This is a genomic window from Nocardia sp. NPDC057227 (assembly GCF_042669725.1).
Classification (GTDB): Bacteria; Actinomycetota; Actinomycetes; order Mycobacteriales; family Mycobacteriaceae; genus Nocardia; species Nocardia asteroides_A.
Genome location: NZ_JBHUXA010000010.1, coordinates 127,274 through 150,731, shown reverse-complemented (window position 1 = coordinate 150,731; position 23,458 = coordinate 127,274). Strand labels below are relative to the sequence as shown.

Genomic DNA, 23,458 nt, shown 5'->3' with positions numbered 1-23,458 from the left:
TTTCTTTTCGAGAACCCCCAGAGGAGCCCCAGACCATGACCGCATCCACCCGATTCCGGCGGCTCGCCGGGGCGATCGCCGTCGTCGCCCTGTCCGTGACGGCCGCCGCCTGTTCGGGGGGCGGGCCGGGCGCGGGCGGCGGCGGCGAGCCGCAGCGCGGCGGGGACGTGATCTTCCTGGAGAGCGGCGAGTTCACCAGCTTCGCGCAGCAGGACCTGCGGCTCTGGCAGAACTCCTCGGTCTCGGTGAACCTCTTCGACCTGCTGATCTACCTGGACCCGGAGACCGGCAAGCTGGAGCCCTGGCTGGCATCGGCCTGGGAGCACAGCGCCGACTACACCGAGTTCCTGCTCACCCTGCGCGACGGCGTCACCTTCAGCGACGGCAGCGCGCTCACCCCGCAGGTCGTCGTGGCGAACCTGGACCGCTTCGGCGCGGGCGACACCGCCCGCGGCTACACCCCGTCGCGGCCGCAGTTCGCCAGCTACCAGCGGGCCGAGCCGGTGGGGGCGAACCAGGTGCGGATCCGGTTGAAGCAGACCGACACCGGCTTCCTCAACGGGCTGGCCGACCTGCGGCACTCCATCGTGGCGCAGAAGACCCTCGACCTGCCCTACGAGCAGGCCGCCGACATCCGCAACGCCGTCGGCACCGGGCCGTTCACGCTGGACTCGGTGAAGGGCAATACCGAGATCACCATCAAGCGGCGGGCGGGGTACAACTGGCCGCCCGCCACCGCGAAGCACACGGGCGAGGCCTACCTGGACTCGGTGCACTACATCGTCTCCAGCGAGGGCTCCTCGCGCACCGGGCTGCTGCTGTCCAGCCAGGCGCACCTGGCCCGCGACATCCAGATCACCGACGAGAAGCAGCTGCAGGGGCGCGGTTTCCACTACTACGGCTCGCGCCCGTTCGGCGCCATCAGGGAGCTGGCGATCAACCCGACCGCCAACGACATCGTCGCCGACGTCCGGGTGCGGCAGGCCATCCGCCACGGCATCGACGTCCGCGAGATCATGACCGCGATCTACAACGACAACTGGGTCGAGGCCGCCGGGCTGGTGCAGCGCGGCACGCCGGGCTTCACCCCGCTGCCCGGCGGCACCGGCTTCGACCAGGCGAAGGCGAACCGGCTGCTGGACGAGGCGGGCTGGACCGCGAAGGGCGCGGACGGGATCCGCACCAAGGACGGCAAGCGGCTCGCCTTCACGCTCTACCCGGAGTCGAACTGGGTGGCCGCGGTGCAGGACGCCGAGCTGATCGCGATCCAGCTCGGCCGGATCGGCATCGATATCGACGTCGTCAAGGTGGACCGCACCACCTACACCACGGTCACCACCAAGCCGGACAACGTCTTCTTCTGGAACCACCAGACCGGCGCCGACGTCGGCCAGCTGTGGGCGCGCTACCGCTCCGGCGGGGCGGGCGGCAACGCCGACAAGGGGCTCGATCCGCTGCTGGCCAGGCTGAACACGCTCCCGGTCGGGGACGAGCGCACCGCCGCCGTCGCCGACGTGCAGCGCTACCTGCTGGACCAGGGCCTGGTGGTGCCGCTGGAGGAGACCCAGCAGTCCTTCGTCACCGCGCCGAACCTGTACGGGTTCAAGGCCGAGACGCTGGGCCGCTCCGCGCTCTACGACGCGTGGCTGGACGACTGATGGCCACGCCCGTCACCTCGTACCCGCGCTACGTGCTCGCCAGGGCCGGGCAGGGGCTGCTCGTGCTGACCCTGTCCTACCTGGTGGTCTTCCTGCTGCTGTTCTTCCTGCCCGGCGACCCCATCCGGGCCAGGCTCAGCGACCCCGAGGCCAACTTCTCCCCGGAGCAGGTGGACCAGCTGCTCGCCTACTACGGCATGGACCAGCCGCTCCCGGTGCAGCTGTGGCAGGCCGTGACCCGGCTCCTGCACGGCGACCTCGGCTACTCGCTGACCACCGTGGAGCCGGTGACCGGGCGGATCGCGAGCGCGGTGCCCGCTACCGTCGAGCTCGCCACCGTGACCGCGCTCTTCGCGGTGCTGATCGCGGTGGGGCTCGCGGTGGCGGCGACCACCGCTCCGTTCGAGCCGGTGCGGCGCTTCGCCACCACCGTTCCCGCGGCGCTGCTCTCGGTGCCGACCTTCGTGATCGGGCTGGTGGTGCTGCAGATCTTCTCCTACCAGCTCGGCTTGTTCAGCACGCTGAAGGCCGACGGGTGGGCCGGTGCGGTGCCGCCCGCGGCGGTGCTGGCGCTGCCGGTGGCGGCGCCGCTGGCCCGGGTGCTGATCGAGAACGCGCACCACGTGCAGGGGGAGCCGTACGTGACCTTCGCCCGCTCCAAGGGGCTGAGCACCGCGCGGCTGCTCGCCGCGCACGTGGCGCGGCCGTCGGCGCTGCCGGGGGTGACCATGCTCGGGCTCGCGGTGGCGGAGCTGATCACCGGCTCGGTGATCGTGGAGGCCATCTTCAACCGGCACGGGATCGGGTCGGTGATCGAGGCGGCTGTCTCCGGGCAGGATTCGCCGACGCTGCTCGGCATCATCCTGCTCGCCTCCGGCGCGGTGGTCCTGGTCAACCTCGCCGTCGACCTGCTCTACCCCGTACTCGACCCCCGGCTCCGCCCGGAACCCGCCATCCGTCAGGAGGTCCCGGCATGACCGCACTCGCTCCGCCGGAGCTCGACGATCCGGTGATCGTCGCGCCGGGCAGGGCCCGCACCGCGTGGCGGGTGGCGCGGCGCAGGCTCACCCCGGCCACCGTGGCCGCGGCGGCGGTCCTGCTGCTGATCCTGGTCGCCGCGGTGGCGCCGGGGCTGCTCAGCACGCACGATCCCTACCTCCCGCACCCCGACGAGGTGCTGCTCGCGCCCTCCGGCCGGTACTGGCTCGGCACCGACTACCTGGGCCGCGACATCTACTCCCGGGTCCTGCACGGCACCGGCATGTCGGTGCTCTCCGCCTTCATCGCCGTCGTCATCGGCCTGGTGGTCGGCTCGGCCATCGGGCTGATCGGCGGGCACTACGCGAACCGCCCGATCGACGTGGTGCTCATGCGCTTCGTCGACACCCTGCTCGCCATCCCCGGGCTGCTGCTCTCCATGGCGATCGTGGTCGCGCTCGGCTTCTCCACCGTGAATGCCGCCATCGCGGTCGGTGTCTCGGCCATCGCCGTGTTCGCCAGGCTGATGCGCTCGGAGGTGCTCCGGATCACCGGCCTGCCGTACCTGGAGGCGGCCAGGCTGGTCGGGGCGCGCAGCCGCTCGCTGATCCTCTCGCACATCCTGCCCAATGCCTGGTCCAGCGTGCTGGCGCTCTCGGTGCTGCAGTTCGGCGCCGCCATCCTCTCGATCGCGGCGCTTGCCTTCCTCGGCTACGGCGATTCGCCGCCGTCGCCGGAGTGGGGCGTGCAGGTCTCCGAGGGCAAGAACTACGTCTTCTCCGCGCCGTGGATGGTCGCCGTCCCGAGCGTCGCCATCGTGCTGACGGTGCTGGCCTTCAACCGGCTCAGCGCCTTCGTGAAGGAGCTGAGCACCGATGACTGAACCACTGCTCACCGTCGAGGGGCTGACCGTCGGCTACCGGGTGCGCGGGCAGCTGCGGCGCACCGTGGACGACGTCTCGTTCACCGTGCCCGACGGCGCCGCCGTCGCGCTGGTGGGGGAGTCCGGGTCGGGCAAGTCCACCATCGCCAACGTGCTGCTGCGGCTGGCCGCGCCGAACGCCGTCGTGGAGTCGGGGGAGGTGCGGTACCGCGGTGAGCCGCTGCTCACCCTCGGCGCGCGCCGGCTGCGGGCGCTGCGCGGCAACGAGATCGCCTACGTGCCGCAGGATCCGGCGAACTCGCTGAACCCGGTGCGCACCGTCGGCGCCCAGCTCGCCGAGACCCTGTACGCCACCGGCACCACCGACGAGGCGCCCGCCGCCCGGGTGGTGGAGCTGCTGGACGCCGTCGGGATCCCGCACCCGGCCGAGGTGGCGCGCAAGTACCCGCACCAGCTCTCCGGCGGCATGCTGCAGCGCGCCATCCTGGCCTCGGCCATCGCGGCCGGGCCGAAGCTGCTGGTCGCCGACGAGCCGACCTCGGCGCTGGACGTCACCGTGCAGCGCCGGGTGCTCGACCTCATCGGCAGGCTGCGCACCGACCTCGGGCTCGGGGTCCTGCTCATCACCCACGACCTGGCCCTGGCCAGGGAGCGCTGCGATCACCTGGTCGTGCTTGAGCACGGCCGGGTGCGCGAAGCGGGGGTGGCGGGGACCGTGCTCACGAACCCGCGCAGCGACTACACCCGCAGGCTGCTCGCGGATGTGCCCGCCCTGAACGCGGACAAGTTCCGCGGGGGCGGCGTCACCGCCGCCGCACGGCAGGCGTCCGCCGATCCGGCGGTGCCCGCCATCGAACTCGACGGCGTCACCAAGGTGTTCGCCCGCCCCGGCGGCGGTTCCGGCTTCGCCGCGCTGGACAACGTCGCGCTGACCGTCGAGCGCGGCAGCACGCACGCCATCGTGGGGGAGTCCGGCTCGGGCAAGACCACCATCGCCCGGCTGGTCCTCGGCCTGGACCGCCCGACCTCGGGCCGGGTGCTGATCGACGGCACCCCGCTCGACCCCGGCGACGACCGCGCCCTGCGCGCGGCCCGCCGCACCCTCCAGCTGGTGTACCAGAACCCGTTCGTCTCCCTCGACCCCGGCTACACCGCCGCCCGCGCGGTCGCCGAACCACTGCTGCGCCACGGCATCGGCACCCGCGCCTCCCGCGCGGCCCGCGCCCGCGAACTGCTGCACCTGGTCGGGCTGGCCGACCGCACGCACGATGCCCTCCCGGCCCGGCTCTCCGGCGGCCAGCGCCAGCGCGTCGCCATCGCGCGTGCGCTCGCACTCGAGCCGGAGGTGCTGGTCCTGGACGAGCCGACCAGCGCGCTCGACGTCACCGTCCAGGCCAGAATCCTGGAGCTGATCGTGGAGCTGCAGCGCGAACTCGGCTCCACCTACGTCCTCATCTCGCACGATCTGGGCGTGGTCCGCCAGATCGCCGACCACATCACCGTGCTGCGCCGCGGCGTCGTCGTCGAATCCGGCCCGGCCGCGCGGGTCTTCACCGACCCGGCCGACGACTACACCCGCGACCTCGTCGAATCCGTCCCCGGCTGGGCGCTCGCGCACGAGCGCGAACCCGCCCGCCTCTGATCCCGTAGCCAGGAGACCACCATGACCGAGCGGGAACCGTACACCGACTCCGCCCTGATCGACCGCTTCCGCCCGGTGTTCGACCGGATCGCCGACGGCGCGCTCGACCGCGAGACCACCCGCAGGCTGCCGCTGGAGGAGGCGGGCTGGCTGCGCGACCTCGGCTTCGGCGCGCTGCGGGTACCGCGCGAGCTGGGCGGCGGCGGCATCACCCTGCGCCAGCTCTTCCTGCTGCTGATCGAGCTCGGCGCCGCCGAATCCAACCTGGTGCAGGCGCTGCGCGTGCACTTCCGCTTCACCGAGGACCGGTGGCGGGAACGCGACACCGAGCTCGGCGAGCGCTGGCTGCGCCGGATCGCCGACGGCGCCGTCGTCGGCAATGCCAGCAGCGAGCGCGAGGGCAATATCCGCGGCCGCACCGGGACCACGCTGCGCGCCGACGGCGACCGGCTGCTGCTCACCGGGGTGAAGTACTACAGCACCGGCAGCCTCTACGCCGACTGGATCTCGGTGGCCGTCGTCCGCGAGGACGGCGAACGGGTGACCGCGCTGGTGCGCACCGACGCCGACGGCGTGCGGCTGCTCGACGACTACTCCGGCTTCGGCCAGCGCACCAGCGCCAGCGGCACCTCGATCTTCACCGACACCGAGGTGGAGCCGGAGGAGGTGATCACCACCGAGCAGGTCTACGCGGGCCAGCTGGCGGTACTGCAGCTCACCCACCTGGCCACGCTGGCCGGGATCGTGCGCCGCGCGGTGGACGACACCGCCGGTTTCGTCCGGCGCCGCCGCCGCTCCTACAGCCAGGCCAGCGCCGACCTGCCGCGCGAGGACCCCCAGGTGCAGCAGGTGCTCGGCCGGGTGGACGCGGTCGCGGGCGCGGTCCGGGAGATCGTGCTCGGCACCGCCGCCACCCTGGACCGGGCCGTCGACGCCCGCTTCGCGCTGCGCACCGCCCCCGCCGAGCAGCGCACCCCGGAGGCCGAGGCGGCCGTGCACGCACTCGAGCTCGCCGCCGAGCTCGACGTCTACCGGGCGCAGACCGTGGTGATCGACCTGGTGCTGCGCGCCACCACCGAGATCTTCGAGGTCGGCGGCGCCTCCGCCCTGGACGAGAGCCTGCACCTGGACCGGCACTGGCGCAATGCCCGCACGCTCGCCTCGCACAACCCGGTGATCTACCGGGAGCGCCAGCTCGGCGACCACCTGCTCAACGACACCGAGCCGCTGCACCAGCCCGCGGTCGGGGTGGCGCCGAGCCTGGTCGCCGCCGAGGAGCCGGGCGCGGAGGGGCCGCGGCTGGCGGTGGTGCCGTAGGGGTTCAGGACGCGGCGTGCAGGAGGTCGCCGGTGCCGTCGGTCCGTTCCTCGGCGACCTCGCGCAGGGTCCGCATGACCAGCGCGATCGCCGGATTGCCCGCCGCGCCCTCGCGGTGCACCGCGCTGATCGAGCGGCCGCCGACATCGACGCCGTCCACGATCAGCCCGCGCAGCGCGGCGGGCACGGAGAGCAGCGGGACCAGCGTGAGGCCGATCCCGGTCGCGGCCAGCTGGCACATGTTCGGCGCGCCGATCACCCGGTGCGTGACCTGCGGCGTGAACCCGGCCTGCTCACCCAGCCGGACCAGCGCCTCGGCCAGCCCGGTCTCCGGGCGGCCGGTGATCCACGGCTCCTCGGTGGCCGCGCGCAGGCCGAGGGTGCGCAGGTGCCGGTGCAGCGGGCGCGGGGCGAGCAGCACCAGCGGGTCGCGCAGCAGCTCCTCGGCGTGCAGGCCGCTGAGCGGGTCGCCCGCGTGGAAGTCGAGGCGGGAGATCAGCGCGACGTCGATATCGCCGTGCCGCAGCGCGCGCAGCGAGGTCGGGGTGTCCGCCTGCACCACCCGGATCTGCAGCTCCGGCCGGTCCTGGCCGAGCCGCTGCAGCAGTGGCCCGGCGAAGCTCGCGATGCTGGTCTCGAAGCCGGAGAGCGCGATCCGGCCCGCCGTGCGCTCCTGCGTCGCCGCCACCGCGCCGAGCGCGGCGTCCACGTCGCGCATGATGGCGCGGGCGTGCTCGACCAGCACCTCACCGCTCGCGGTGAGCCGCACATTGCGCCCCTCGCGCCGGAACAGCACCGCGCCGACCTCGTCCTCCAGCACCCGCAGCTGTGCGGAGACCGCCGAACTGGTGATGCTGCGGCGCTCGGCGACCGCGGTCACCGTGCCGAGCTCGGCCAGATCTCGGAGCAGCAGCAGACGACGCAGGTTCAACATGGGTGGCCTTCTTCGAACAGGGCCGGGAATTTCCGTCCGGATTCGGATACTGGCACAGGAAAACCGGCCCCACCAGGGCTCTCGGCCCCCTGATGGCAAACCTTGTGGGCACCCGATCGAGGGTGATAAATGAATTCGGCGACAGTTCTTTTCGCTCGCGTCCGAAGGAAGGCCGGTCAGCGCACGGCGACGAGTTTCAGCGGGGTGTCGAGCAGCGCCTCGGCGGAGTCGTCCCAGGCCACGGTGGCGGTGGTGACGAGCGCGGGATCGAAGCGGCCCGCGGCGACCAGGTCGAGCACCCGAGGGATGGCCGGGCGGGCGTGCGCGCGGCCGGTGTGGAAGGTGCAGCAGCGGTTGTACATGCCGAACACCGGCAGCGCGACATCCTCCAACTGCACGCTGACGCTGATGCACCAGCCGTCGTACCCGGTCGCCTCGATCGCCGCCCGCAGCGCCTGCCCGCCGCCGCGCGCCTCCACCGTGATCGGGAACCGGCCCAGCTCCTTTCCCGGATCCCCCGCAACGGCCTCGGCGCCCAGCGCCGCCGCGATCGCCAGCCGCTCCGGCGACCTGTCGGTGTAGACGACCCGCTCCGAGCCGAGCGCGACCGCGAGCCCGGCCGCGTACAGCCCGATCGACGGCGCTCCGCCGCCGCCGACCACCAGCACATCCGCACCCGGTCGATCCGCCAGCTGCGGGCCGACCGCGCGATACGCGTCCGGGATATTGTCGCTGGCACTGGCCACGGTGGCGGGGTCGACGCCCGCAGGCAGCGGCACCAGCATGGCGTCGGCGTGCGGGATCAGCGCGAGGTCGGCCCAGAGCCCGCCCCAGGCGAGCCCGCCCAGCGTGCCGAGGCCGAAGGTGGAGAGCGGTGGGTGGCTCGCGCAGTTGCCGGTGCGGCCCCCGGTGCACGGTTCGCACGTGCCGCAGGAGATCTGGAACGGCACCACCACCCGATCGCCGGGGGATACCGCGCGCACCTCGTCGCCCACCGCGACCACCTCCGCGACCCCCTCGTGCCCGAACGGGTACGGGCCGGGCAGCGGGAATCTGCCGCGCAGGACCGCCGGATCGATATCGCAGGTGGCGACCGCGATCGGCCGGACCAGCGCCTGATCCGGTTCGGTCAGAACGGGTTCCGGGGTCTCCTCCCAGGCAAGCGCGCCGGGACCGGTCAGCAGCAGTCGCTTCATACCTCGAGTATCGTCCACCGAATCCGCGTCACGTCTCGGCGGATTCCAGAAGTTCGCGCCAGCGGCGGACGACCAGTTCGGTGTAGTCGTCCGCGGTGATGCCGAAGGCGCCGAGCGCGTACCCGTCGTTCGCCTCGACCAGGGCGGTCTCGCCGTTCGCCAGGATGCCGAAGTCGATGCCGTAGGCGGTCGGTGCCTCCCCGGATGCGCGGTAGGCGGCAACGGCCGTCCGCACGACCTCCATATCGAGCTGAATCGATCGGTCACCGGCGTACCTGTCGACTGCCACCACCCGCTGCTCGAACGCGTAGACGCGGAACTCCGCGAGCCATTTCACGGCCTCGGAGCACCACACCCGCTGTCTCCGGCTCACCGGGCCGAGCTGCGCGACGTCCCGGTCCGAATAACAGACGGCACCGGTGAAGCCCTTGCGGCGTTCGGCGGGCTTCACAAAGGTCGGTGGGAGCGAACCGTCGCCGAGCGCGCGCTCGACTTCGCCGAGCGTCGACGTCCACACCTTTCGGCGGAGGAACTCGCGCAAGCTGCCCGGGTAGTCGTCGGGAGCGGGTAGCGGGATTCCGAGCTGCCGCATGGCTCCGTGCATCGCGTCTGTGTCGCCCGCGATGAAGGTGTCCGGACCGAGCGGCAGCTGACGGCGCAGGATGCGTTTGACCGTGTAGTACCGCACCGGGATGCCGCGTCGTCGCAGCCCTTCCGCCAGCAGCTGTTCCTCGTGTCGCATGGGGCCGCTGCCTGCGTACTGGAGGAATGCGGTCGTGAGCATGCTGTATCCGTTCACAGAAAGGAGGGGCGAACTCCGTCGATGGCGGGCGGATGACGGATCGGGCCGTGCGGTCACCAGTCGTAGTGCGAGGTGACGGCGGGTTGGCCGGTGTAGCCGGGGCCCGCGGTGTCGTCGGCGCCGAGGTAGGTCGCCGGGAATCGGGGCGCGGCTGGACCGCGTGCGGTGACGAGATGCCTTCGGCTGTCGTATTCGACTCCGGCGCCGCGGAATTCGGCGAGAACGTGGCGTGCCGCCGAGGAGCCGTCGCGGTGCCGGATGCTGCCGGGGTCGAAGTGCGCGGCGAGGGTTCCGCCGGGGGTGAGCCAGCCGGCCATGGTGGTCAGGAGGGCTAGTTTGTCGCCGATGTAGTGCAGTCCGTGTACGCAGGTCACGAGGTCGGCGGGGTGTGCGGGGTGTGCGGGGTGCCAGTCGTGCGCGCTGGCGGTGCGGAGTCGCAGCCGGGAGGTTCGCGGTGAACTCTGGAAGTAGCCGACCAGGTCGATGCCGAGCAGCGTGACGTCGGCGTCCGGGAGCTCGGCGGCGAACCGGGCTTCGGCCTCGAGTAGCGCTCGCCCCGACCCGCAGCACACGTCGACCCAGCTCACCGCGGCGGGCAGTCGCGAGCTGAGCAGGGCGAACGGGTCGAATCCGAGGTCGCGGGTGTAGCTGTTCACCCCGGAGAGCCCACGTTCGCGATTCATCGCGTTGTTCGCCACCACGGACGACTGCTCAAGCGCCGCGTGCGCGAGCAGCCGGGGATCGGTCATCAGCGCAGGGGCCGGGTGACGGCCTGTGCCAGCTCGAACGCCGCGGCGGTATCGAAGGCGTTCGGGTCCGGTGCGGGCACCGGCTCGGACGAGCGATTGCGCTTGGCGTAGTAGAGCCCGGCATCGGCGGCGGCGAGCAGCGATTCGGCGCCGTTGCGGGCGATCCGGGTGGTGATCGTGCCGATGCTCGCGGTCACCGGCAGCCGGTGACCGTCGGCGAGCACCGGTTCGCGGAAGACCGCGGCGAGCCGCCGGGAGATGGCGGCGACCCGCTCGGCGGTGGTGGGCGGGGCGATGAGCGCGACGAACTCGTCGCCGCCGATCCGGGCGATCAGGTGGTCGCCGTGCTCACGGGTGTCGGCGTGCAGGCGGGCGGCGACCGCGGAGAGCACCCGGTCGCCGACGGTGTGCCCGAACCGGTCGTTGATCTGCTTGAAGCGGTTGAGGTCGAGGAAGCAGAGCCCGGCCAGCGCGCCCTCGTCGGCGGTGGCGCTGTAGCGGTTGACGGTCTCCATGAGGTGCCTGCGGTTGGGCAGGCCGGTGAGCGGGTCGTGCCTGGCCTGGTGGTGCAGCTCGGCCTGGTGCCGGTACTGGTCGGTGACGTCGGCGCCGACGGCGACCAGGTAGTCCGGGTCGCCCTCGGCGGTGCCCTTGGCGAAGGTGATGCCGATGTTCATCCAGCCGATCGAGCCGTCGGCCCGCACCAGCCGCTGCTTGAGCGAGACCGTGCCCTTCCCGGCCGGGATCAGCTGCTCGTAGAGCAGGGTGCGGATGTGCTCGTGGTCGTCGGGGTGCGCGAAGTCGTAGACCGAGATGCCGTCCAGCGCGTCGGGGGCGATGCCGATCATGTCCGCGAGGCTGCGGTTGGCCTCCAGGATGCGGCCCTCGGTGTCACCGATGGCGATGGCGGCGGCGGAGTTGTCGAAGAGGATGCGGAGCCGGCGCGCCCGCTCGTCCGGGAGTACCGATTCGGTGCGCCGCGCCTGATGCCCCTGACCCAGTGCCACCAGATACCCCGCCGCGACCTCGGCCCGGCCCACGCTGCCCGCGATGGCGAGCAGCACCGGCGCGGAGGCGATCGGCGCGGCCGGATCGGTGAGCCCGGCGTCGACGAGCGCCGCGCCGAGCCCGGCGCCCACGGCGGGCGCGAACGGCTCGGCGGTGAGATCGCGGATCGCGTGGCCGGTCAGCGCCTCGAACACGACCTCGGGGAGCGCGACCCCGGTGGCGCTCACCGCCTCGCGCCACGACCGAGCGAAGATGGAGCGTTCGCCGCGCGTCACGTCAACCAGACCCTTCGAGCATCGCACGAGCACACCATCGAAGGTGCCGCCGCGCTGCGGCCGATGGCGTTCCCCGCCGGGCGGGCAGCCGACCGGCGAGCCGCCAGGATAGCAGCGCGGCCCGCCGCGGGTTCCGGAACCGCAACGACCCCGGTACCCCAGGGGGACACCGGGATCGGCGGTTCAGCCGCCGACGACGGTGGTGCAGGCGAAGGTGATCTCGAAGGGGATGTTCTTCGGGCCGGCGAGGGGGTCGGTGAGGTCGACCCCGCCGACGCCTTCGCCGGTGACGGTGTAGGTGGTGCCGTTCTTGGTGACCTTCGCCGAGCCGCCGGGGGCGCCTGCGCCGTAGCCGACGGCGTAGGGGGTGCCGTTGCTGCCGCCCTTGGTGCCTGCGATGGCGACGGCTTGGACGCTGTCCTCGCCCTGGAGGGTGGCCGAGACGCTGAAGTTGCCGTAGGTGGTGTTGTTCAGGTCGGTCAGGGCCAGGGCCAGGGTGCCGCCCTGCTTGGCGCAGGTGGTGTCGAAGCGGGCGTCGATGGTCTTGCCGTCGACCTCGGCGGTGGAGTTGCCCGCGGCGGGGGCGGCGGGCGCGGCCTTGCTGGTGGGGGCCGGGTTGTCGGTGCTGTTGTCGCTGCAGCCGGTGACGAGCAGGGCGAGGGCGGCGGCCGCGGCGGTGGTGGCGGCGGCGAAGCGGTTGGTGTTGGTGCGCATGGGTTTTCGTTCCTTCGATCTCGGGTTGTCCGGCTTCCGGTTCGGCCGTTGAGATGAAGGTAGGAGGGTTGCGCGCCCTACCGATCCCAGGTTTCCGAGAAAAGGCGTGGTCACCGCCGCGCCGCGTGCTCTACAGTCGACTGCGAGCGGGCCGGATCCGGCCGGTTATCGGTCTCCCGGGTTCAACTCCCGGCCCGGTCGGGACACACACGCCCGCTCACCCTTCGAGGTACGCGTCCAGCCTGGCCGCCGCGCGCAGCAGGGCGCGGCCGCGTGCGGTGAGTGCCCGCTGCCAGCCGTCGAGCGCGGCGGCGAGTTCCCCGGTGCCGCCCGCCGTGCGGACCTGGTCCACCACCGTGGCGATGTGCCGCAGCGGATAGCCACCGCGGCGCAGCAGGTGCGCGAGTTCGGCATCGCGGACATCGGCCGCCCGGAAGATCCGGTGCCCGGTCGCCCGATCCCGGACCGGAACGAGAATGCCCGCACGCTCCCAGGTGCGGAGCGTGGCGGGGCTGAGCCGGAGCCGGTGGGCGAGTTCGCCGATGCTGCGGACGCCGGAGCTTCCCTGGTGTTCGGAGCGCGCCGTGAGGTGGCCGATCGCCCGGCGCACCTGGTCCAGGGTGTCGCGGTCGCGGAGGAAGCGGGTGTGCCCGTCGGCGAGCACGGCCAGTGCCAGGTCCACGTCCCCCGCGTGCAGTGCCGTCATGATCCGCCCCGCCGATTCGTGGCCGGTGGCGGCGACGAGGGCGAGGTAGGCGCGCAGCGCGGCGGCGTGGTGCTCGGTGTAGATGCGGTAGCCGCTGGGGGTGCGCTCGGCGGGCGGGAGGAAGCCGTCGCGCTCGTAGTTGCGGACGGCCTGGGTGGAGATACCGTGCTCGCGGGCGAGGTGGGAGGGGCGGAGTGTTGTCACCGATTGGAGACTTTACCTCCCGGATCGACGGTGTTGATCGACAAACCTTCACCCGCTCGTTCAAGGATACGATTCAGTGACATGAGTCAGGACATCCGAGATTTCCTCACCCCGTCGTGCACGCTGCTCGGACTGGGCGAGCCCACCCATCAGGAGCCCGCCTTCGGACATCTCCGCAACGACCTCTTCGCCACCCTCGTGCGGCTCGGGTTCCGCTCCATCGCGCTGGAGACCGACCGGGTGGCCGCGCTCGCGGTCGACGACTTCGTGCGGGACGGCACCGGGACGCCGGACGACGTACTGCGCGTCGGCTTCTCGCACGGCTTCGGAGCACTGGAACCGAACCGGGAGCTGGTCGCCCGGATGCGCGCGTACAACGAGGGCCGCCCTGCCGGGGAACGCCTCTCCTTCCACGGCTTCGACGCCCCGACCGAGAACACCACCGCGCCCAGCCCGCGCCGGTACCTCGAGTACGCCGCCGGATACCTCGACATCGATTTGCCCGGAACCGATTTCGGCCCGGACGACCGCTGGGACCGGCCGGAGGCCATCCTGGACGCCAACCGATCTATCGGCGACAGCGCCGAGGCCGCCCGCCTGCGTGCCCTGGCCGACGACCTGCTCGGCACCCTGCACGCCCGCGCCCCCGAGCTCATCGCGGCGACCTCCCGCGCCGCCTGGCACCGGGCCCGCACCCACCTCACCGCCGGGATCGGGCTGCTGCGCTACCACCGGCAAGCCGCGCGGCGGGTCGGGGAGAGCGCTCGGATCTCCGGGTTGCTCGCCACCAGGGACGAGATCATGGCCAGGAACCTCATCCACATCCGCGACCTGGAAGCCGACCGCGGTCCGACCCTGGTCTTCGCGAACAACGCGCACCTGCAACGCAATCCGAGCAGCATGCGGATGGCGGGGATGGAGCTCGGCTGGTCGTCGGCGGGCGCCATCGCCGATGCGCTGCTCGGCGCGCGGTACCGGGTGCTGCTCGGGGGTCTCGGGAGCAGCGAAGCGCTCCGGCTCGGCGCGCCCGAGCCAGGCACGTACGAGGGAACCCTGCGGCAGGAGTTCCCGACGTGGGGGCTGACCGCGACGGTCGCGCCCGCCCCGACCCGCACCGATACCAGGCCCGACCAGGGCTACGCCCCGCTCGACCGGTCCCTCGTCGACGCGGCCGACGGCGTGCTGTACCTCGACAGCGGGGCCGTGCTCGACCGCTGACCCGGCATTGCCAGGAAACTCCCAGGGAGCCGGGAGGTCATTGCCAAGCTCCGCCAGCAGAATCCACGAATGTCATCCACCGCGCTCGCGCCCGACCGCCGGAGCGAACGGCTCGCGCTCGCGGCCCTGCTCGCCGGGACCGCACTGGTCTACCTGTGGAACCTGAGCGCCAACGGCTGGGCGAACAGCTTCTACGCCGCCGCGGTGCAGTCCGGCACGAAGTCGTGGACCGCGTTCCTCTTCGGCTCCTCGGACTGGGGCAACTCGATCACCGTCGACAAGACACCGGCCGCGCTCTGGCCGATGGAGCTCTCCGCCCGGCTCTTCGGCTTCTCCGGTTGGAGCATGCTGCTGCCGCAGGTGCTGCTCGGGGTCGGGTCGGTGGCGCTGCTGTGGGTGATCGTGCGCGGGCGATTCGGTCCGGCGGCCGGGTTCGTGGCGGGGCTGGTACTGGCGGTGACGCCGGTGGCGGCGCTCATGTTCCGGTTCAACAATCCGGACGCGCTGCTGGTGTTCCTCATGCTCGCCGCCTGCTGGGCCATGCTGCGGGCGGTGCAGGACGACCGGGTGCGGTGGCTGATGCTCTGCGGAGTGCTGGTCGGGCTTGGGTTCCTGGCCAAGCAGTTGCAGGTGATGCTGGTGCTGCCCGCGCTGGTGGCGACCTACCTGATGGCGGCGCGCGGCGGGATCCCGCGGCGGGTCGCGCGGCTCTTCGCGGCCGCGGGCGGGCTGGTGCTCGGCGCCGGGTGGTGGTTGCTGATCGCGCTGCTCCGGCCCGCCGGAACTCGACCGTATTTCGGCGGCTCGCAGCACAATTCGACCATCGAGCTGGCGCTCGGGTACAACGGGCTGGATCGGCTGGGGAACTTCGGCACGGTCGAACCCGGTGGAAGGCCGCCCGGTGGCGGGCCGTTCGGGCGGGCGCCGGGGATCGGGCGGTTGTTCGACGCCGCCGTCGGCGGGCAGATCGCGTGGTTCGTTCCGGCCGCGGTGGTGCTGGTGGTCGTGGGGATCGTGCTGTGCGGGCGGGCCGAGCGGGGGGATCCGCGGCGGGCTGCGCTGGTGTTGTTCGGGGTGTGGGGGCTGGTCACCGGGGTGGTGTTCAGCTTCATGCACGGGATCTTCCACGAGTACTACACCGTCGCCCTCGCGCCCGCGCTCGCCGGGGCGATCGGTGCGGGCGGGGTGCTGGGGTGGCGTTCGCGGGACGTGGTGTGGGTGCGGGTCGCGCTGGTGGTGGCGGTGCTGTCGACCGGGGTGACCGCGTTCGTGCTGCTCGGGCGGGCCGAGGGGTTCGTGCCCTGGTTGCGATGGGTGATCGTCGCGGCGACGGTACTCGCGGTTGTCGGCTTGCTCGGCGGGTTCCGGCAGCGGGCTGCCGTGGTCGCGACGGTGGCGGCCGTCGCGGTCGGGGGGCTGGCCGGGCCGGTCGCGTATGTGCTGCAGACGGTGTCGAGTCCGCACCGGGGCGGCATCGTCCTGGCCGGGCCGGACACCGGGGGCGGGTTCCCGGGCCCGCCGCCCGGTGGCGGGCCGGATGGTGCGCCGCCCGGCATGCCGGGCAGCGCGGGCGTGCCCTTCGGCGGGCCCGGAGCGCCCTCCGGTGCACCGGAGTGGCCCGGAGCGCCCGGCGGTGGACCGGAGTGGCCCGGTGGGCCCGGCGGTGGACCGGAGTGGACCGGTGGGCCCGGCGGTGGACCGGAGTGGACCGGTGGGCCCGGCGGTGGACCGGAGTGGACCGGTGGGCCCGGCGGTGGGCCCGGCGGAGGACCGGAGTCGACCGGTGGGCCCGGAGGAGCGCCGGGCTCGGACGCGGGCGGTCCGGCGAGCGGAGCGGCTCCGAACCGGGCTGCGCAACATGATCCGGGGCGTCGCGGTCCGATGGGCGCCCCGCCCGACCCGCGCGTGATCGCGAAACTCCGCGCCGACGCGGGCAGCTTCCGCTGGCCCGCGGCGACCGTCGCCTCGATGACCGCCGCCGACTACCAGCTCGCCGCCGACGTCCCGGTCATGCCGATCGGCGGCTTCTCCGGCGGCGACCCCTCGCCCACCCTTGCCACCTTCCGGGAATACGTCGCCGACGGCGACATCCACTGGTTCCTCGGCGTCGGACCGGGCCGGAACCGGGATTCCGAAGGCACCCGGATCACCGAGTGGGTGCGGGACACCTTCACCCCGATCCAGCTCGGCGACGTCACCCTGTACGACCTCACCGCCCCGAGGTGACCTACCGCGTCGGGGCCACCGCGGCGAACTCCTCGACCCGGGCGAAGTCGTAGTCCCCGGCTCCGGTGCCGACCCCCTGCGCGACCTGCGCCGCCACCGCACACCCGAGCCGCGCCGCCCGGCCGAGATCCCGGTACCTCAGCCAGCCGGTGACGAACCCGGCGGAGAAGGCGTCCCCGCACCCGGTGGTGTCGACGACATCGACGGCGAACGCGGGCACCTCGACCGTGGTCTCCGGCGTGACGACCAGCGCGCCCTCCGCACCACGGGTCAGCGCGACACACCCGACCCCGTGCTCGAGCAGCGCCCTTGCCCCCGCCTCGAGATCGTCGGTGCCGGTGAACCCGCGCACCTGCTCGTCGTTGGGCAGCAGGAAGTCGGTGTGCGGCAGCGCGCCCGCGATCCACTGCAGCAGCCCGGGATCGCCGGGGGCGAGGATGTCGACCGAGGTGCCGATGCCCCGCTCGCGAGCCAGGGAGAGCAGTTGCCCGGCCGCCTCCCCGCCGAGGAACTCGGGGCCGCCGAGGTGCAGGTGGTCGATGCCGTCGAGCGCGTCCGGGGCGAGGTCGGCGGGGGTGAAGGCGGCATTGGCGCCGACGCAGTGCCAGGCCGGGCGGTCCCCGTTGGGACGCACCGGGATGACCGAGCCCGAGGTCTGCGCGGAGGTCGCGGTGATCAGCCCGCCGGTGTCGACGCCGTAGCCGCCGAGCAGCGCGGTGAGGGTCTGCCCGAGCGGGTCGGCGCCGACCGCGCCGTGCGTGCGCACCCGCGCGCCGAGCCGGGACAGCACCACCGCGGTGCCGCCCGCGGTGCCCGCGGGGGAGACGCCGATCGACTCGACCAGCGCGCCGTCCGACCCGCGCGGAATCGATTCGATGCCGACGACGTGCACGTCGAGCACGTGGATCCCGACGGTGGCGATGGTGAGTTCAGTCATCCGGGTTCTCCTGGATCGTGCCGTAGCGCAGGCGGACAGCCTGCTCGACGACGGCGGCCTGCTCGGCCGCGGTGAGCACGCGCGGGCTGCCCATCGCGGTGGTCCTGGCGAACAGCGCCGCCGCCCACTCCAGCAGCAGCGCGTTGTCGAGCGCCTGCTCCAGGGTGTCGCCGAGCGCGACCGCGCCGTGGTTGGCCAGCAGCGCCGCCTGCTTGCCCGCCAGCGCGGCGCGGACGTGCGCGGCCAGCTCCTGGGTGCCGAAGGGGGCGAACGGCGCGATCGGGGTCGCGCCGCCGAGCAGCAACTGCTGGTAGTGCAGCACGGGCAGCGCGGTCAGCCCGGCCAGGCAGGCGACGGCGGTGGAGTCGGGGGCGTGGGTGTGCACGACGGCGCCCGCCTGCGTGTCGCGGTAGATGCCGAGGTGCAGGTCGAGCTCGGAGGTCGGGCGCAGCCGACCGGCCAGGATCGCGCCGTCCGGGGCGACCTCGGTGACGGTGTCGGCGGTGCACTCGGCGAGCACGACCCCGGTGCCGGTGACCGCGATCCGGTCGCCCGAGCGCGCCGAGACATTGCCCGCGGTGCCGATCAGCAGCCCCTCCGCGGCCAGGCGGCGGGCGGTGGCGGCGACCCGCTCCCGCAGATCGGCATCGGTCATGCGCGGCTCCTCGTCGGTGAGTTCACCGGGAACCTACCGCGCCGCGGGCCGCCCGTGCGGCGGCTCAGCTGCCGCCGCCACCACCGCAGCCGCCACCGCCACCACCACAACTCGAGCCACCACCACCGCAACTCGAGCCGCCACCGTCGCTCGAGCCGCCACCGTCGTGGTGGTGACCGTGACCGTGACCGTGATTGCCGCCGCCATCGATGAGGAAGCCCGCGCCCCAGGCACTGTCCCGCCCGGCCCGCCGCCGGGACGCCGACCGCCACTGCGCCTGCCCCCGCTGCGACCGCACCACCGCGAGCACGACGAGCAGCGCCGCCAGCACGATCAGCGCGATCCCGGCCACCGGATGGACCGCGCTCCCCAGCCCGATCCCGAACACCAGAACGAACGCCGCCAGTACGTACAGCATGTGATCCCTCCCCGTTCCGCGCCCGCGCGCGACGATATCGAGCCTACCGGCGATATCCCGCGCCCCCGCGGACATTTCCGTGCCTGTCACCCCCGCCCGCTACGGTCGCCGCACATCGCCGACCGGAGGGGCCCCATGACCATCGACACCACCGCACCGCGCTTCGTTCCCGACCCCTCGGTCCCGGCCCACGCCGGCACACCGGGCCGCGACGCCGCACTGCGCGAACTGCTCACCGCCGACACCGAACTCGGCGCCGCCGGATTCACCCCGGTCCCCGGCACCGAACTCGACGGCGGCAGCGTGTGGGTGGCCGAGGTGGCGTCGGGTTACCCGGCCTGCGACCTGTGGCGCACCTTCCGTGACCGCTTCGAGCAGACCGGCTTCCGGCCGATCCTCATCGAGGGCTCCACGCTCGACCACCCCGGCGAGCCGGAAGCCGTGGCTGGCCCGCTGGACGGAGCCGCCCTGCTCACCACCCGCGACTACGGCGACCCGGTGCGCGCAGAGATCGACCTGAGCGACGCCGACGACCCGGACCGCTACGACGGCTTCGACTGGGCCGACACCTGGGCGATCATCGGCGACGAGTTCGACCGCATCGCCCTCGTCCCGGCGGCCGCGCCCTGGCTGGTGCCCGCCCGGCTCGGCTGGCAGGGCGCCTGCAACGCCGACCTCGACGGCGCCGACCACGCCGCGGTGCTACGCCGCTGGCAGCACCTGTACCGCGCCGAGCTGCTCGCCATCGGCTTCGACACGATCTGGTTCCGGCACGAGACCCCCCTGCCCGGCCGCGAGACCGCGCTGGCCGCGGCGCGCGAGGCGTTCGCGTACTGCCCGGACGCGGTGCACCAGGACTACGGTTCCCTGGACGGGGTGGCCGAGCGGCTGCTCCGGCCGATCTGGCGGCTCTGGTGGGACTGACCCGGCATGGTTGCGGATCAGTTGCCAACCCCGCAGAATGACACTCGATCGGGTGCAAGGCAGCGACCGGTGAAGACGGGGTGATGACCATGGGCAGGTCGGGGACTTTCCTGCAGGCACTGGGCCGGCTCGCGCCGGAACCGCTGACCGGCGACCGTTTTCCGCGCTGCCCGCACAGCTGGTGCGACCGCCCGTGGCACGGGCTCCCGGTCCTCGCGGCGGCCGAGGAGCCGCCCCGCCGGGGCGCGCTCCCGGCGGCCCCCGGCGATTCGCTGGTGCTGTGCCCCGGGTCCGCACTGCCGGTTCCCGACCTCCGGGTCGGGCGCGCTCAGCTGCCCTGATCGATCAGGGCATCGCCGTCCCCAGGGCCGGGGGAGGGAGGGGCGGGTCACCCCCGGCCCCGACCAGCATCCGCTTGAGGATCTTGCCGGTCTCGCCGCGCGGCAGCGCGCTCAGGAAGGTGACGTCGCGCGGCACCGAGAAGCGGCTCAGCCGGTGCCGCACGTAGTTGCGCACCATGTCCGAATCCAGCCCGGCGCCCTCCCGCTTCACCACGAAGGCGGCGAGCCGCTGGCCGTACTCCCGATCCGGGACGCCGACCACCGCCACCTCGCTCACCTGCGGCAGGTGTGCCAGCGCCTCCTCGACCGGGCGCGGGAAGACGTTCTCGCCGCCGGAGATGATCATCTCGTCGTCGCGGCCCGCGATGAACAACTTGCCGGTGGCGTCCAGGTAGCCGAGGTCGCCGGTGTCGAGCATGCCGTCCGCCTCGTCCGGCGGCGCGGAGTTCACGTAGCCGTCGAAGAGCATGTGGTTGCCGACGAAGACCCGCCCGATCCGGCCGACCGGCAGCGGCTTGCGGTCCGGGCCGAGCACCCCGAGCCTGGTCCCGAGCGGCGGGCGGCCCGCGGTGGTGGGGGAGGTGCGCAGGTCGTCCGGGTCGGCGATGGTCGCCCAGGAGACCTCGGTGGAGCCGTAGACGTTGTAGAGGATGTCGCCGTAGGTGTCCATGAAGTCGAGCACGGTGGCCCCGGCCAGCGGGGCGCCGCAGCTCGCGACGATGCGCAGGCTGGAGGTGTCGTAGCGGTCGCGCACGCCTGCGGGCAGGTCGAGGATGCGGTTCACCATGATCGGCACGACGATCAACGTGGTGATCCGGTGCTCGTGCACCAGCCGCAGGCACTCCTCGGCGTCGAACCGGTCCGGCAGCACGACGGTGGCCCGGATCGCGGTGCTCAGCTGCAGCGCGGCCAGCCCCCAGGTATGGAAGAGCGGCGCCGGGATCAGCATGTTCTCGTCGCTGCGCAGCGGAATCCGGGACATCAGCGCGGCGACCGTGGCGAACCCCTTCGGGTGCGGGCGGCGCGCGCCCTTGGGGGTGCCCGAGGTGCCGGAGGTGAGCACGACGAGCCTGCCCGGCTGCACCGGCTTGCGGTACTCGCGGTGCCCGTCGCCGATCAGGTCCTCGGTGGTGACGTTCCAGTCGTCGCCGGGCACGTTCTCGGTGCGGAACCGGGGCAGGTCGGTGTGCAGGTACTGCACCAGGTGGTCGTACTCGGCGTCGACGAAGAGCGCCTCCAGCCGGTCGCGCTGCACGATCTCCTCGATCCGGCGCGCGGGCAGCCCGGTGTTCAGCAGCACCGCGTCCACCCCGAGCTTGCCCGCGGCGACCATGGTCTCCACCATGGCGCCGTGGTTGCGGGCCAGGATGCCGACGGCGTCACCGGCGCCGAGCCCGGCCTCGGCCATGGCGGCGGCGAGCAGCTCGGTGCGCCGGTGCATCTCGGCGAAGGTCCGCGAGCCCCAGGCGTCGACGACGGCGGGACGGTTCGGCACCCGGACCGCGCCGGAGGCGTACCCGCCCGCCAGGTTGAAGCCGTACTCGGCGAGCCTGCGCCACTGCCGCAGCGCGGAGTCCGGGCGGTAGGTGCGCAGGACGCCGCCGGCCACCACCTGCCTGGCGATGTCGGCGCGCCTGCGCAGCGGGGCATCCTCGCCGTTGACCGCCACCGAGGTGGGAGCGCCGAGCAGCAGGTCGGCCACCCGCTTCAGGCCGCGGACGGCCCAGTCGACCACCGCGGAGTTGGGCAGGTCGGCCAGGCCGGGGTGCATGCGCGCGGGCGCGAAGAAGGTGACCGTGACCCGGGTCCGGTGCTGGTCGCCCTCCAGCCGGATGGAGGTGAAGCTGCCCTGCGCGGGGCAGTGCAGCTCGATGCTGTCGCCGTCGCGCGCGGAGGTCATCCGCACCACGTGGGTGCGGATCTCGGTCGCTGGGGTGCCGACCCGGAAGCGGACCACCGGATCGCCCTCGACCGTCTCCAGCGGGTCGCACGCGCCGATGCCGGGGAACAGCCGCGGGTAGGTATCCGGGATCCGCAGAAGATCCGATACTGCTTTGCGGTCGACCGGGAACTCCGCGACCACGTCGATAACGTCGGTAACCAAGCGCTTGCACTTCTCGTCGGCCGGTTCGAAGAGCTCGGGTCGGCGGGAATTTTATTTGTAACCGTGCACACACACTTGGTCAAGTGCCGTCCCGTCATCCCTGGTCAGGCTGGCGGAGAGAGTGAAATTCCGGGGCAGGAACGCCGTTTCACTGTCTCGGACGGAGAAAGCGGCGCATAATTTGCCCGAGGGGAAGCCGGACCAATTCCGCAAAATTCGTGAAAGATACCGCGGCGGCCCGTGTTTCGTTGTGAAATGACACTGCCGGGCCGGTTCGGCGAAGTTATGTCTCCGCGGGACAATAGCGCGCTACACTCCGGGCATGAGTGGCGACGACGATGTCGACCTCGACGGCCGCAGACAGCGCACCCGGCGCAGCCGGACCGCGCTCTCGCGTGCCGCCTTCGACCTGCTGGTCGAGCGGGGGCTGGCCGGGGTGGCGGTGGAGGACATCGCGGGCAGGGCCGGGGTCACCCGGCGCACCTTCAGCAGGCACTTCGCCTCCATCGAGGACGCGGTGCTCGGCGATATCGACCGCGACGTCGACGTGTTCAACGCGGCGCTGCGCGACCGGCCCCCGCTGGAACCCCCGCTGCTCGCCTACCGCAGCGCGGTGGAGGTCTGGCTGGCCGCCGCCGGGCATGGCGACGGCGACGTCCCGCTGTGGACCCGGCGCTGGGTGGTCTTCCGCCGCTTCGACAGCGAGCCGCGGCTCTTCACCGGCTACCAGCGCATCCGGCTGTCCGGGCAGCGCGCGGCCGTCGAGATCCTGGCCGCGCGGCTCGGCGTCGACCCCGCCGTCGACCGGCGCCCGGCCGCCGCCGTCGCGGCAGGCTCCGGAGTACTGCTCGCCGCCTTCCAGACCTGGGCGACCGGGGACGACCCGGACGCGCTGCCGCGCCTGGTCGGCGAGTTCTTCGACGCGCACCTGCTGCTCGTCGCCGATGCGGCGGGCCGTCTTCCCGAGGAGTCCCTGACATGAGCGTCCGGCAGACGGGCCCGCTGCGCCGCACCTGCAGGCGCGCCGGGCTGGACCGCAACCCCATGCGCCGCCCGGAGGACCGCATGCAGACGGTGCTCGCCGCGCTGCTGCTGCTTGCCTTCCTCGCCTCGCTGCCGCTGGCCGCGCTGCTGGTCGCCGGGCCGGTGTACCGGGCGGAGGTGCGCGCGGCCGCGGCCGAGCAGGCGAAGCTGCACCCGGTGCGGGCCACCGTGCTCACCGCCGAGCACGCGCCGCTCTACGCCCCGGTTTCCAGCGCGACCGTGCGCTTCACCGGGCTCGACGGCGCCGAGCGCACCTCGGTGCACCGCGCCACCGGGCTGCTGACGCCCGGCGGCGAGGTGACCGTCTGGCTGAACGCCGCGGGCGAGCCGGTCGAGCCGCCGCAGGCGGCCAGGCCGCTCGGCCGCGCGGTCCTGCTCACCGCAGGCGTGCTGCTCACCGCACTGACGGTGTGCGGTGGCGGCTACCTCGCCGCGCGGCTCGCCCTCGACCGCAGGCGCTCGCGCGCCTGGGACCGCGAATGGGCCTGCGCGCCCTGGGCGGGCGGCGCGGGCGCCTGACCCCGC

22 protein-coding genes are annotated in these 23,458 nt (G+C 72.9%); 11 read left to right on the top strand and 11 right to left on the bottom strand.

The genetic code is table 11. The features are described 5' to 3' along the window. Positions 1–35: 35 nt before the first annotated feature. The 5 genes from ACFUJ1_RS16465 to ACFUJ1_RS16445 are packed head-to-tail and all read left to right on the top strand — an operon-like array spanning position 36 to position 6,478. Positions 36–1,658 carry an ABC transporter substrate-binding protein gene (locus ACFUJ1_RS16465; protein ID WP_378646349.1) on the top strand — a complete coding sequence of 541 codons (1,623 nt, stop codon included), beginning with the start codon at positions 36–38 and terminating at the stop codon, positions 1,656–1,658. Further along, positions 1,658–2,635 (top strand): ABC transporter permease, encoded by a 978-nt coding sequence (locus ACFUJ1_RS16460; protein WP_378646347.1) that lies wholly within the window; start codon positions 1,658–1,660, stop codon positions 2,633–2,635. The genes ACFUJ1_RS16465 and ACFUJ1_RS16460 overlap by 1 nt, the downstream gene beginning before the upstream one ends. Continuing rightward, positions 2,632–3,519 (top strand): ABC transporter permease, encoded by an 888-nt coding sequence (locus ACFUJ1_RS16455; RefSeq protein ID WP_378646345.1) that lies wholly within the window; start codon positions 2,632–2,634, stop codon positions 3,517–3,519. The genes ACFUJ1_RS16460 and ACFUJ1_RS16455 overlap by 4 nt, the downstream gene beginning before the upstream one ends. Beyond that, positions 3,512–5,161: a dipeptide ABC transporter ATP-binding protein gene (locus ACFUJ1_RS16450; RefSeq protein WP_378646343.1), complete on the top strand. Its 1,650-nt coding sequence runs from the start codon at positions 3,512–3,514 to the stop codon at positions 5,159–5,161. The genes ACFUJ1_RS16455 and ACFUJ1_RS16450 overlap by 8 nt, the downstream gene beginning before the upstream one ends. A gap of 21 nt (positions 5,162–5,182) precedes the next feature. Beyond that, positions 5,183–6,478 (top strand): acyl-CoA dehydrogenase, encoded by a 1,296-nt coding sequence (locus ACFUJ1_RS16445; protein ID WP_378646342.1) that lies wholly within the window; start codon positions 5,183–5,185, stop codon positions 6,476–6,478. Between the two features lie 4 nt (positions 6,479–6,482). On the opposite strand, the gene ACFUJ1_RS16440 is transcribed toward ACFUJ1_RS16445, so the two are convergent. The 7 genes from ACFUJ1_RS16440 to ACFUJ1_RS16410 form a co-directional block, all read right to left on the bottom strand. After that, the gene (locus ACFUJ1_RS16440) at positions 6,483–7,412 is read right to left on the bottom strand and encodes a LysR family transcriptional regulator (RefSeq protein ID WP_378646340.1); all 930 of its coding nucleotides are present in this window, start codon (positions 7,410–7,412) and stop codon (positions 6,483–6,485) included. 176 nt (positions 7,413–7,588) lie between these two features. Further along, positions 7,589–8,608 carry a zinc-binding dehydrogenase gene (locus ACFUJ1_RS16435; RefSeq protein WP_378646338.1) on the bottom strand — a complete coding sequence of 340 codons (1,020 nt, stop codon included), beginning with the start codon at positions 8,606–8,608 and terminating at the stop codon, positions 7,589–7,591. A gap of 28 nt (positions 8,609–8,636) precedes the next feature. Further along, entirely contained in the window at positions 8,637–9,467 is an 831-nt protein-coding gene (locus ACFUJ1_RS16430; RefSeq protein ID WP_378646336.1) for an ATP-grasp domain-containing protein, read from the bottom strand. Then, the gene (locus ACFUJ1_RS16425) at positions 9,464–10,159 is read right to left on the bottom strand and encodes a class I SAM-dependent methyltransferase (protein WP_378646334.1); all 696 of its coding nucleotides are present in this window, start codon (positions 10,157–10,159) and stop codon (positions 9,464–9,466) included. Before ACFUJ1_RS16425 ends, ACFUJ1_RS16430 begins: the two co-directional genes overlap by 4 nt. Continuing rightward, on the bottom strand, positions 10,159–11,442 hold the full coding sequence (locus tag ACFUJ1_RS16420) for a diguanylate cyclase domain-containing protein (RefSeq protein WP_378646332.1): 1,284 nt from the start codon (positions 11,440–11,442) through the stop codon (positions 10,159–10,161). Before ACFUJ1_RS16420 ends, ACFUJ1_RS16425 begins: the two co-directional genes overlap by 1 nt. Before the next feature lie 183 nt (positions 11,443–11,625). Continuing rightward, positions 11,626–12,156: a lipoprotein LpqH gene (locus ACFUJ1_RS16415; RefSeq protein WP_378646330.1), complete on the bottom strand. Its 531-nt coding sequence runs from the start codon at positions 12,154–12,156 to the stop codon at positions 11,626–11,628. Between the two features lie 217 nt (positions 12,157–12,373). Continuing rightward, positions 12,374–13,066 (bottom strand): MerR family transcriptional regulator, encoded by a 693-nt coding sequence (locus tag ACFUJ1_RS16410; protein WP_378646328.1) that lies wholly within the window; start codon positions 13,064–13,066, stop codon positions 12,374–12,376. Between the two features lie 81 nt (positions 13,067–13,147). On the opposite strand from ACFUJ1_RS16410, the gene ACFUJ1_RS16405 reads away from it, so the two are divergent. Beyond that, entirely contained in the window at positions 13,148–14,284 is a 1,137-nt protein-coding gene (locus ACFUJ1_RS16405; protein WP_378646326.1) for an erythromycin esterase family protein, read from the top strand. Positions 14,285–14,353: 69 nt separating this feature from the next. Beyond that, positions 14,354–16,510, top strand: a complete 2,157-nt coding sequence (locus ACFUJ1_RS16400) for a glycosyltransferase family 39 protein (RefSeq protein WP_378646324.1) — start codon at positions 14,354–14,356, stop codon at positions 16,508–16,510. 1 nt (position 16,511) lies between these two features. On the opposite strand, the gene ACFUJ1_RS16395 is transcribed toward ACFUJ1_RS16400, so the two are convergent. The 3 genes from ACFUJ1_RS16395 to ACFUJ1_RS16385 all read right to left on the bottom strand — a co-directional run bounded on the left by ACFUJ1_RS16395 (position 16,512) and on the right by ACFUJ1_RS16385 (position 18,520). Continuing rightward, complete coding sequence (locus ACFUJ1_RS16395) at positions 16,512–17,447, bottom strand: carbohydrate kinase family protein (protein ID WP_378646322.1); 936 nt, start codon at positions 17,445–17,447, stop codon at positions 16,512–16,514. After that, positions 17,440–18,102 carry a class II aldolase/adducin family protein gene (locus ACFUJ1_RS16390; RefSeq protein WP_378646320.1) on the bottom strand — a complete coding sequence of 221 codons (663 nt, stop codon included), beginning with the start codon at positions 18,100–18,102 and terminating at the stop codon, positions 17,440–17,442. The genes ACFUJ1_RS16395 and ACFUJ1_RS16390 overlap by 8 nt, the downstream gene beginning before the upstream one ends. Before the next feature lie 64 nt (positions 18,103–18,166). Further along, the gene (locus tag ACFUJ1_RS16385) at positions 18,167–18,520 is read right to left on the bottom strand and encodes a hypothetical protein (protein WP_378646318.1); all 354 of its coding nucleotides are present in this window, start codon (positions 18,518–18,520) and stop codon (positions 18,167–18,169) included. Between the two features lie 135 nt (positions 18,521–18,655). Between ACFUJ1_RS16385 and ACFUJ1_RS16380 the strand changes: the two genes are divergently transcribed. Together ACFUJ1_RS16380 and ACFUJ1_RS16375 are read left to right on the top strand one after the other, a co-directional pair. Continuing rightward, positions 18,656–19,444: a DUF4253 domain-containing protein gene (locus tag ACFUJ1_RS16380; RefSeq protein WP_378646316.1), complete on the top strand. Its 789-nt coding sequence runs from the start codon at positions 18,656–18,658 to the stop codon at positions 19,442–19,444. Between the two features lie 83 nt (positions 19,445–19,527). Continuing rightward, positions 19,528–19,785 (top strand): hypothetical protein, encoded by a 258-nt coding sequence (locus ACFUJ1_RS16375; protein ID WP_378646314.1) that lies wholly within the window; start codon positions 19,528–19,530, stop codon positions 19,783–19,785. Between the two features lie 4 nt (positions 19,786–19,789). Here ACFUJ1_RS16375 and ACFUJ1_RS16370 read toward each other — a convergent pair whose 3' ends face one another. Then, on the bottom strand, positions 19,790–21,889 hold the full coding sequence (locus ACFUJ1_RS16370) for an AMP-binding protein (protein ID WP_378646312.1): 2,100 nt from the start codon (positions 21,887–21,889) through the stop codon (positions 19,790–19,792). Between the two features lie 322 nt (positions 21,890–22,211). On the opposite strand from ACFUJ1_RS16370, the gene ACFUJ1_RS16365 reads away from it, so the two are divergent. After that, positions 22,212–22,871, top strand: coding sequence for a TetR/AcrR family transcriptional regulator (locus tag ACFUJ1_RS16365; RefSeq protein ID WP_378646310.1), 660 nt, complete (start codon positions 22,212–22,214; stop codon positions 22,869–22,871). Then, positions 22,868–23,452: a hypothetical protein gene (locus ACFUJ1_RS16360; protein ID WP_378646308.1), complete on the top strand. Its 585-nt coding sequence runs from the start codon at positions 22,868–22,870 to the stop codon at positions 23,450–23,452. Before ACFUJ1_RS16365 ends, ACFUJ1_RS16360 begins: the two co-directional genes overlap by 4 nt. The last annotated feature ends 6 nt before the right edge of the window (positions 23,453–23,458 follow it).

Bases quoted from the DNA above. Each gene is read 5' to 3' on its own strand.
- ACFUJ1_RS16445 (WP_378646342.1), top strand. From the start codon at position 5,183: ATGACCGAGCGGGAACCGTACACCGACTCCGCCCTGATCGACCGCTTC.
- ACFUJ1_RS16425 (WP_378646334.1), bottom strand. From the start codon at position 10,159: ATGACCGATCCCCGGCTGCTCGCGCACGCGGCGCTTGAGCAGTCGTCC.
- ACFUJ1_RS16435 (WP_378646338.1), bottom strand. From the start codon at position 8,608: ATGAAGCGACTGCTGCTGACCGGTCCCGGCGCGCTTGCCTGGGAGGAG.
- ACFUJ1_RS16415 (WP_378646330.1), bottom strand. From the start codon at position 12,156: ATGCGCACCAACACCAACCGCTTCGCCGCCGCCACCACCGCCGCGGCC.
- ACFUJ1_RS16365 (WP_378646310.1), top strand. From the start codon at position 22,212: ATGAGTGGCGACGACGATGTCGACCTCGACGGCCGCAGACAGCGCACC.
- ACFUJ1_RS16360 (WP_378646308.1), top strand. From the start codon at position 22,868: ATGAGCGTCCGGCAGACGGGCCCGCTGCGCCGCACCTGCAGGCGCGCC.
- ACFUJ1_RS16395 (WP_378646322.1), bottom strand. From the start codon at position 17,447: ATGACTGAACTCACCATCGCCACCGTCGGGATCCACGTGCTCGACGTG.
- ACFUJ1_RS16400 (WP_378646324.1), top strand. From the start codon at position 14,354: ATGTCATCCACCGCGCTCGCGCCCGACCGCCGGAGCGAACGGCTCGCG.
- ACFUJ1_RS16460 (WP_378646347.1), top strand. From the start codon at position 1,658: ATGGCCACGCCCGTCACCTCGTACCCGCGCTACGTGCTCGCCAGGGCC.
- ACFUJ1_RS16450 (WP_378646343.1), top strand. From the start codon at position 3,512: ATGACTGAACCACTGCTCACCGTCGAGGGGCTGACCGTCGGCTACCGG.
- ACFUJ1_RS16440 (WP_378646340.1), bottom strand. From the start codon at position 7,412: ATGTTGAACCTGCGTCGTCTGCTGCTGCTCCGAGATCTGGCCGAGCTC.
- ACFUJ1_RS16465 (WP_378646349.1), top strand. From the start codon at position 36: ATGACCGCATCCACCCGATTCCGGCGGCTCGCCGGGGCGATCGCCGTC.
- ACFUJ1_RS16455 (WP_378646345.1), top strand. From the start codon at position 2,632: ATGACCGCACTCGCTCCGCCGGAGCTCGACGATCCGGTGATCGTCGCG.
- ACFUJ1_RS16385 (WP_378646318.1), bottom strand. From the start codon at position 18,520: ATGCTGTACGTACTGGCGGCGTTCGTTCTGGTGTTCGGGATCGGGCTG.
- ACFUJ1_RS16375 (WP_378646314.1), top strand. From the start codon at position 19,528: ATGACCATGGGCAGGTCGGGGACTTTCCTGCAGGCACTGGGCCGGCTC.
- ACFUJ1_RS16380 (WP_378646316.1), top strand. From the start codon at position 18,656: ATGACCATCGACACCACCGCACCGCGCTTCGTTCCCGACCCCTCGGTC.
- ACFUJ1_RS16405 (WP_378646326.1), top strand. From the start codon at position 13,148: ATGAGTCAGGACATCCGAGATTTCCTCACCCCGTCGTGCACGCTGCTC.
- ACFUJ1_RS16390 (WP_378646320.1), bottom strand. From the start codon at position 18,102: ATGACCGATGCCGATCTGCGGGAGCGGGTCGCCGCCACCGCCCGCCGC.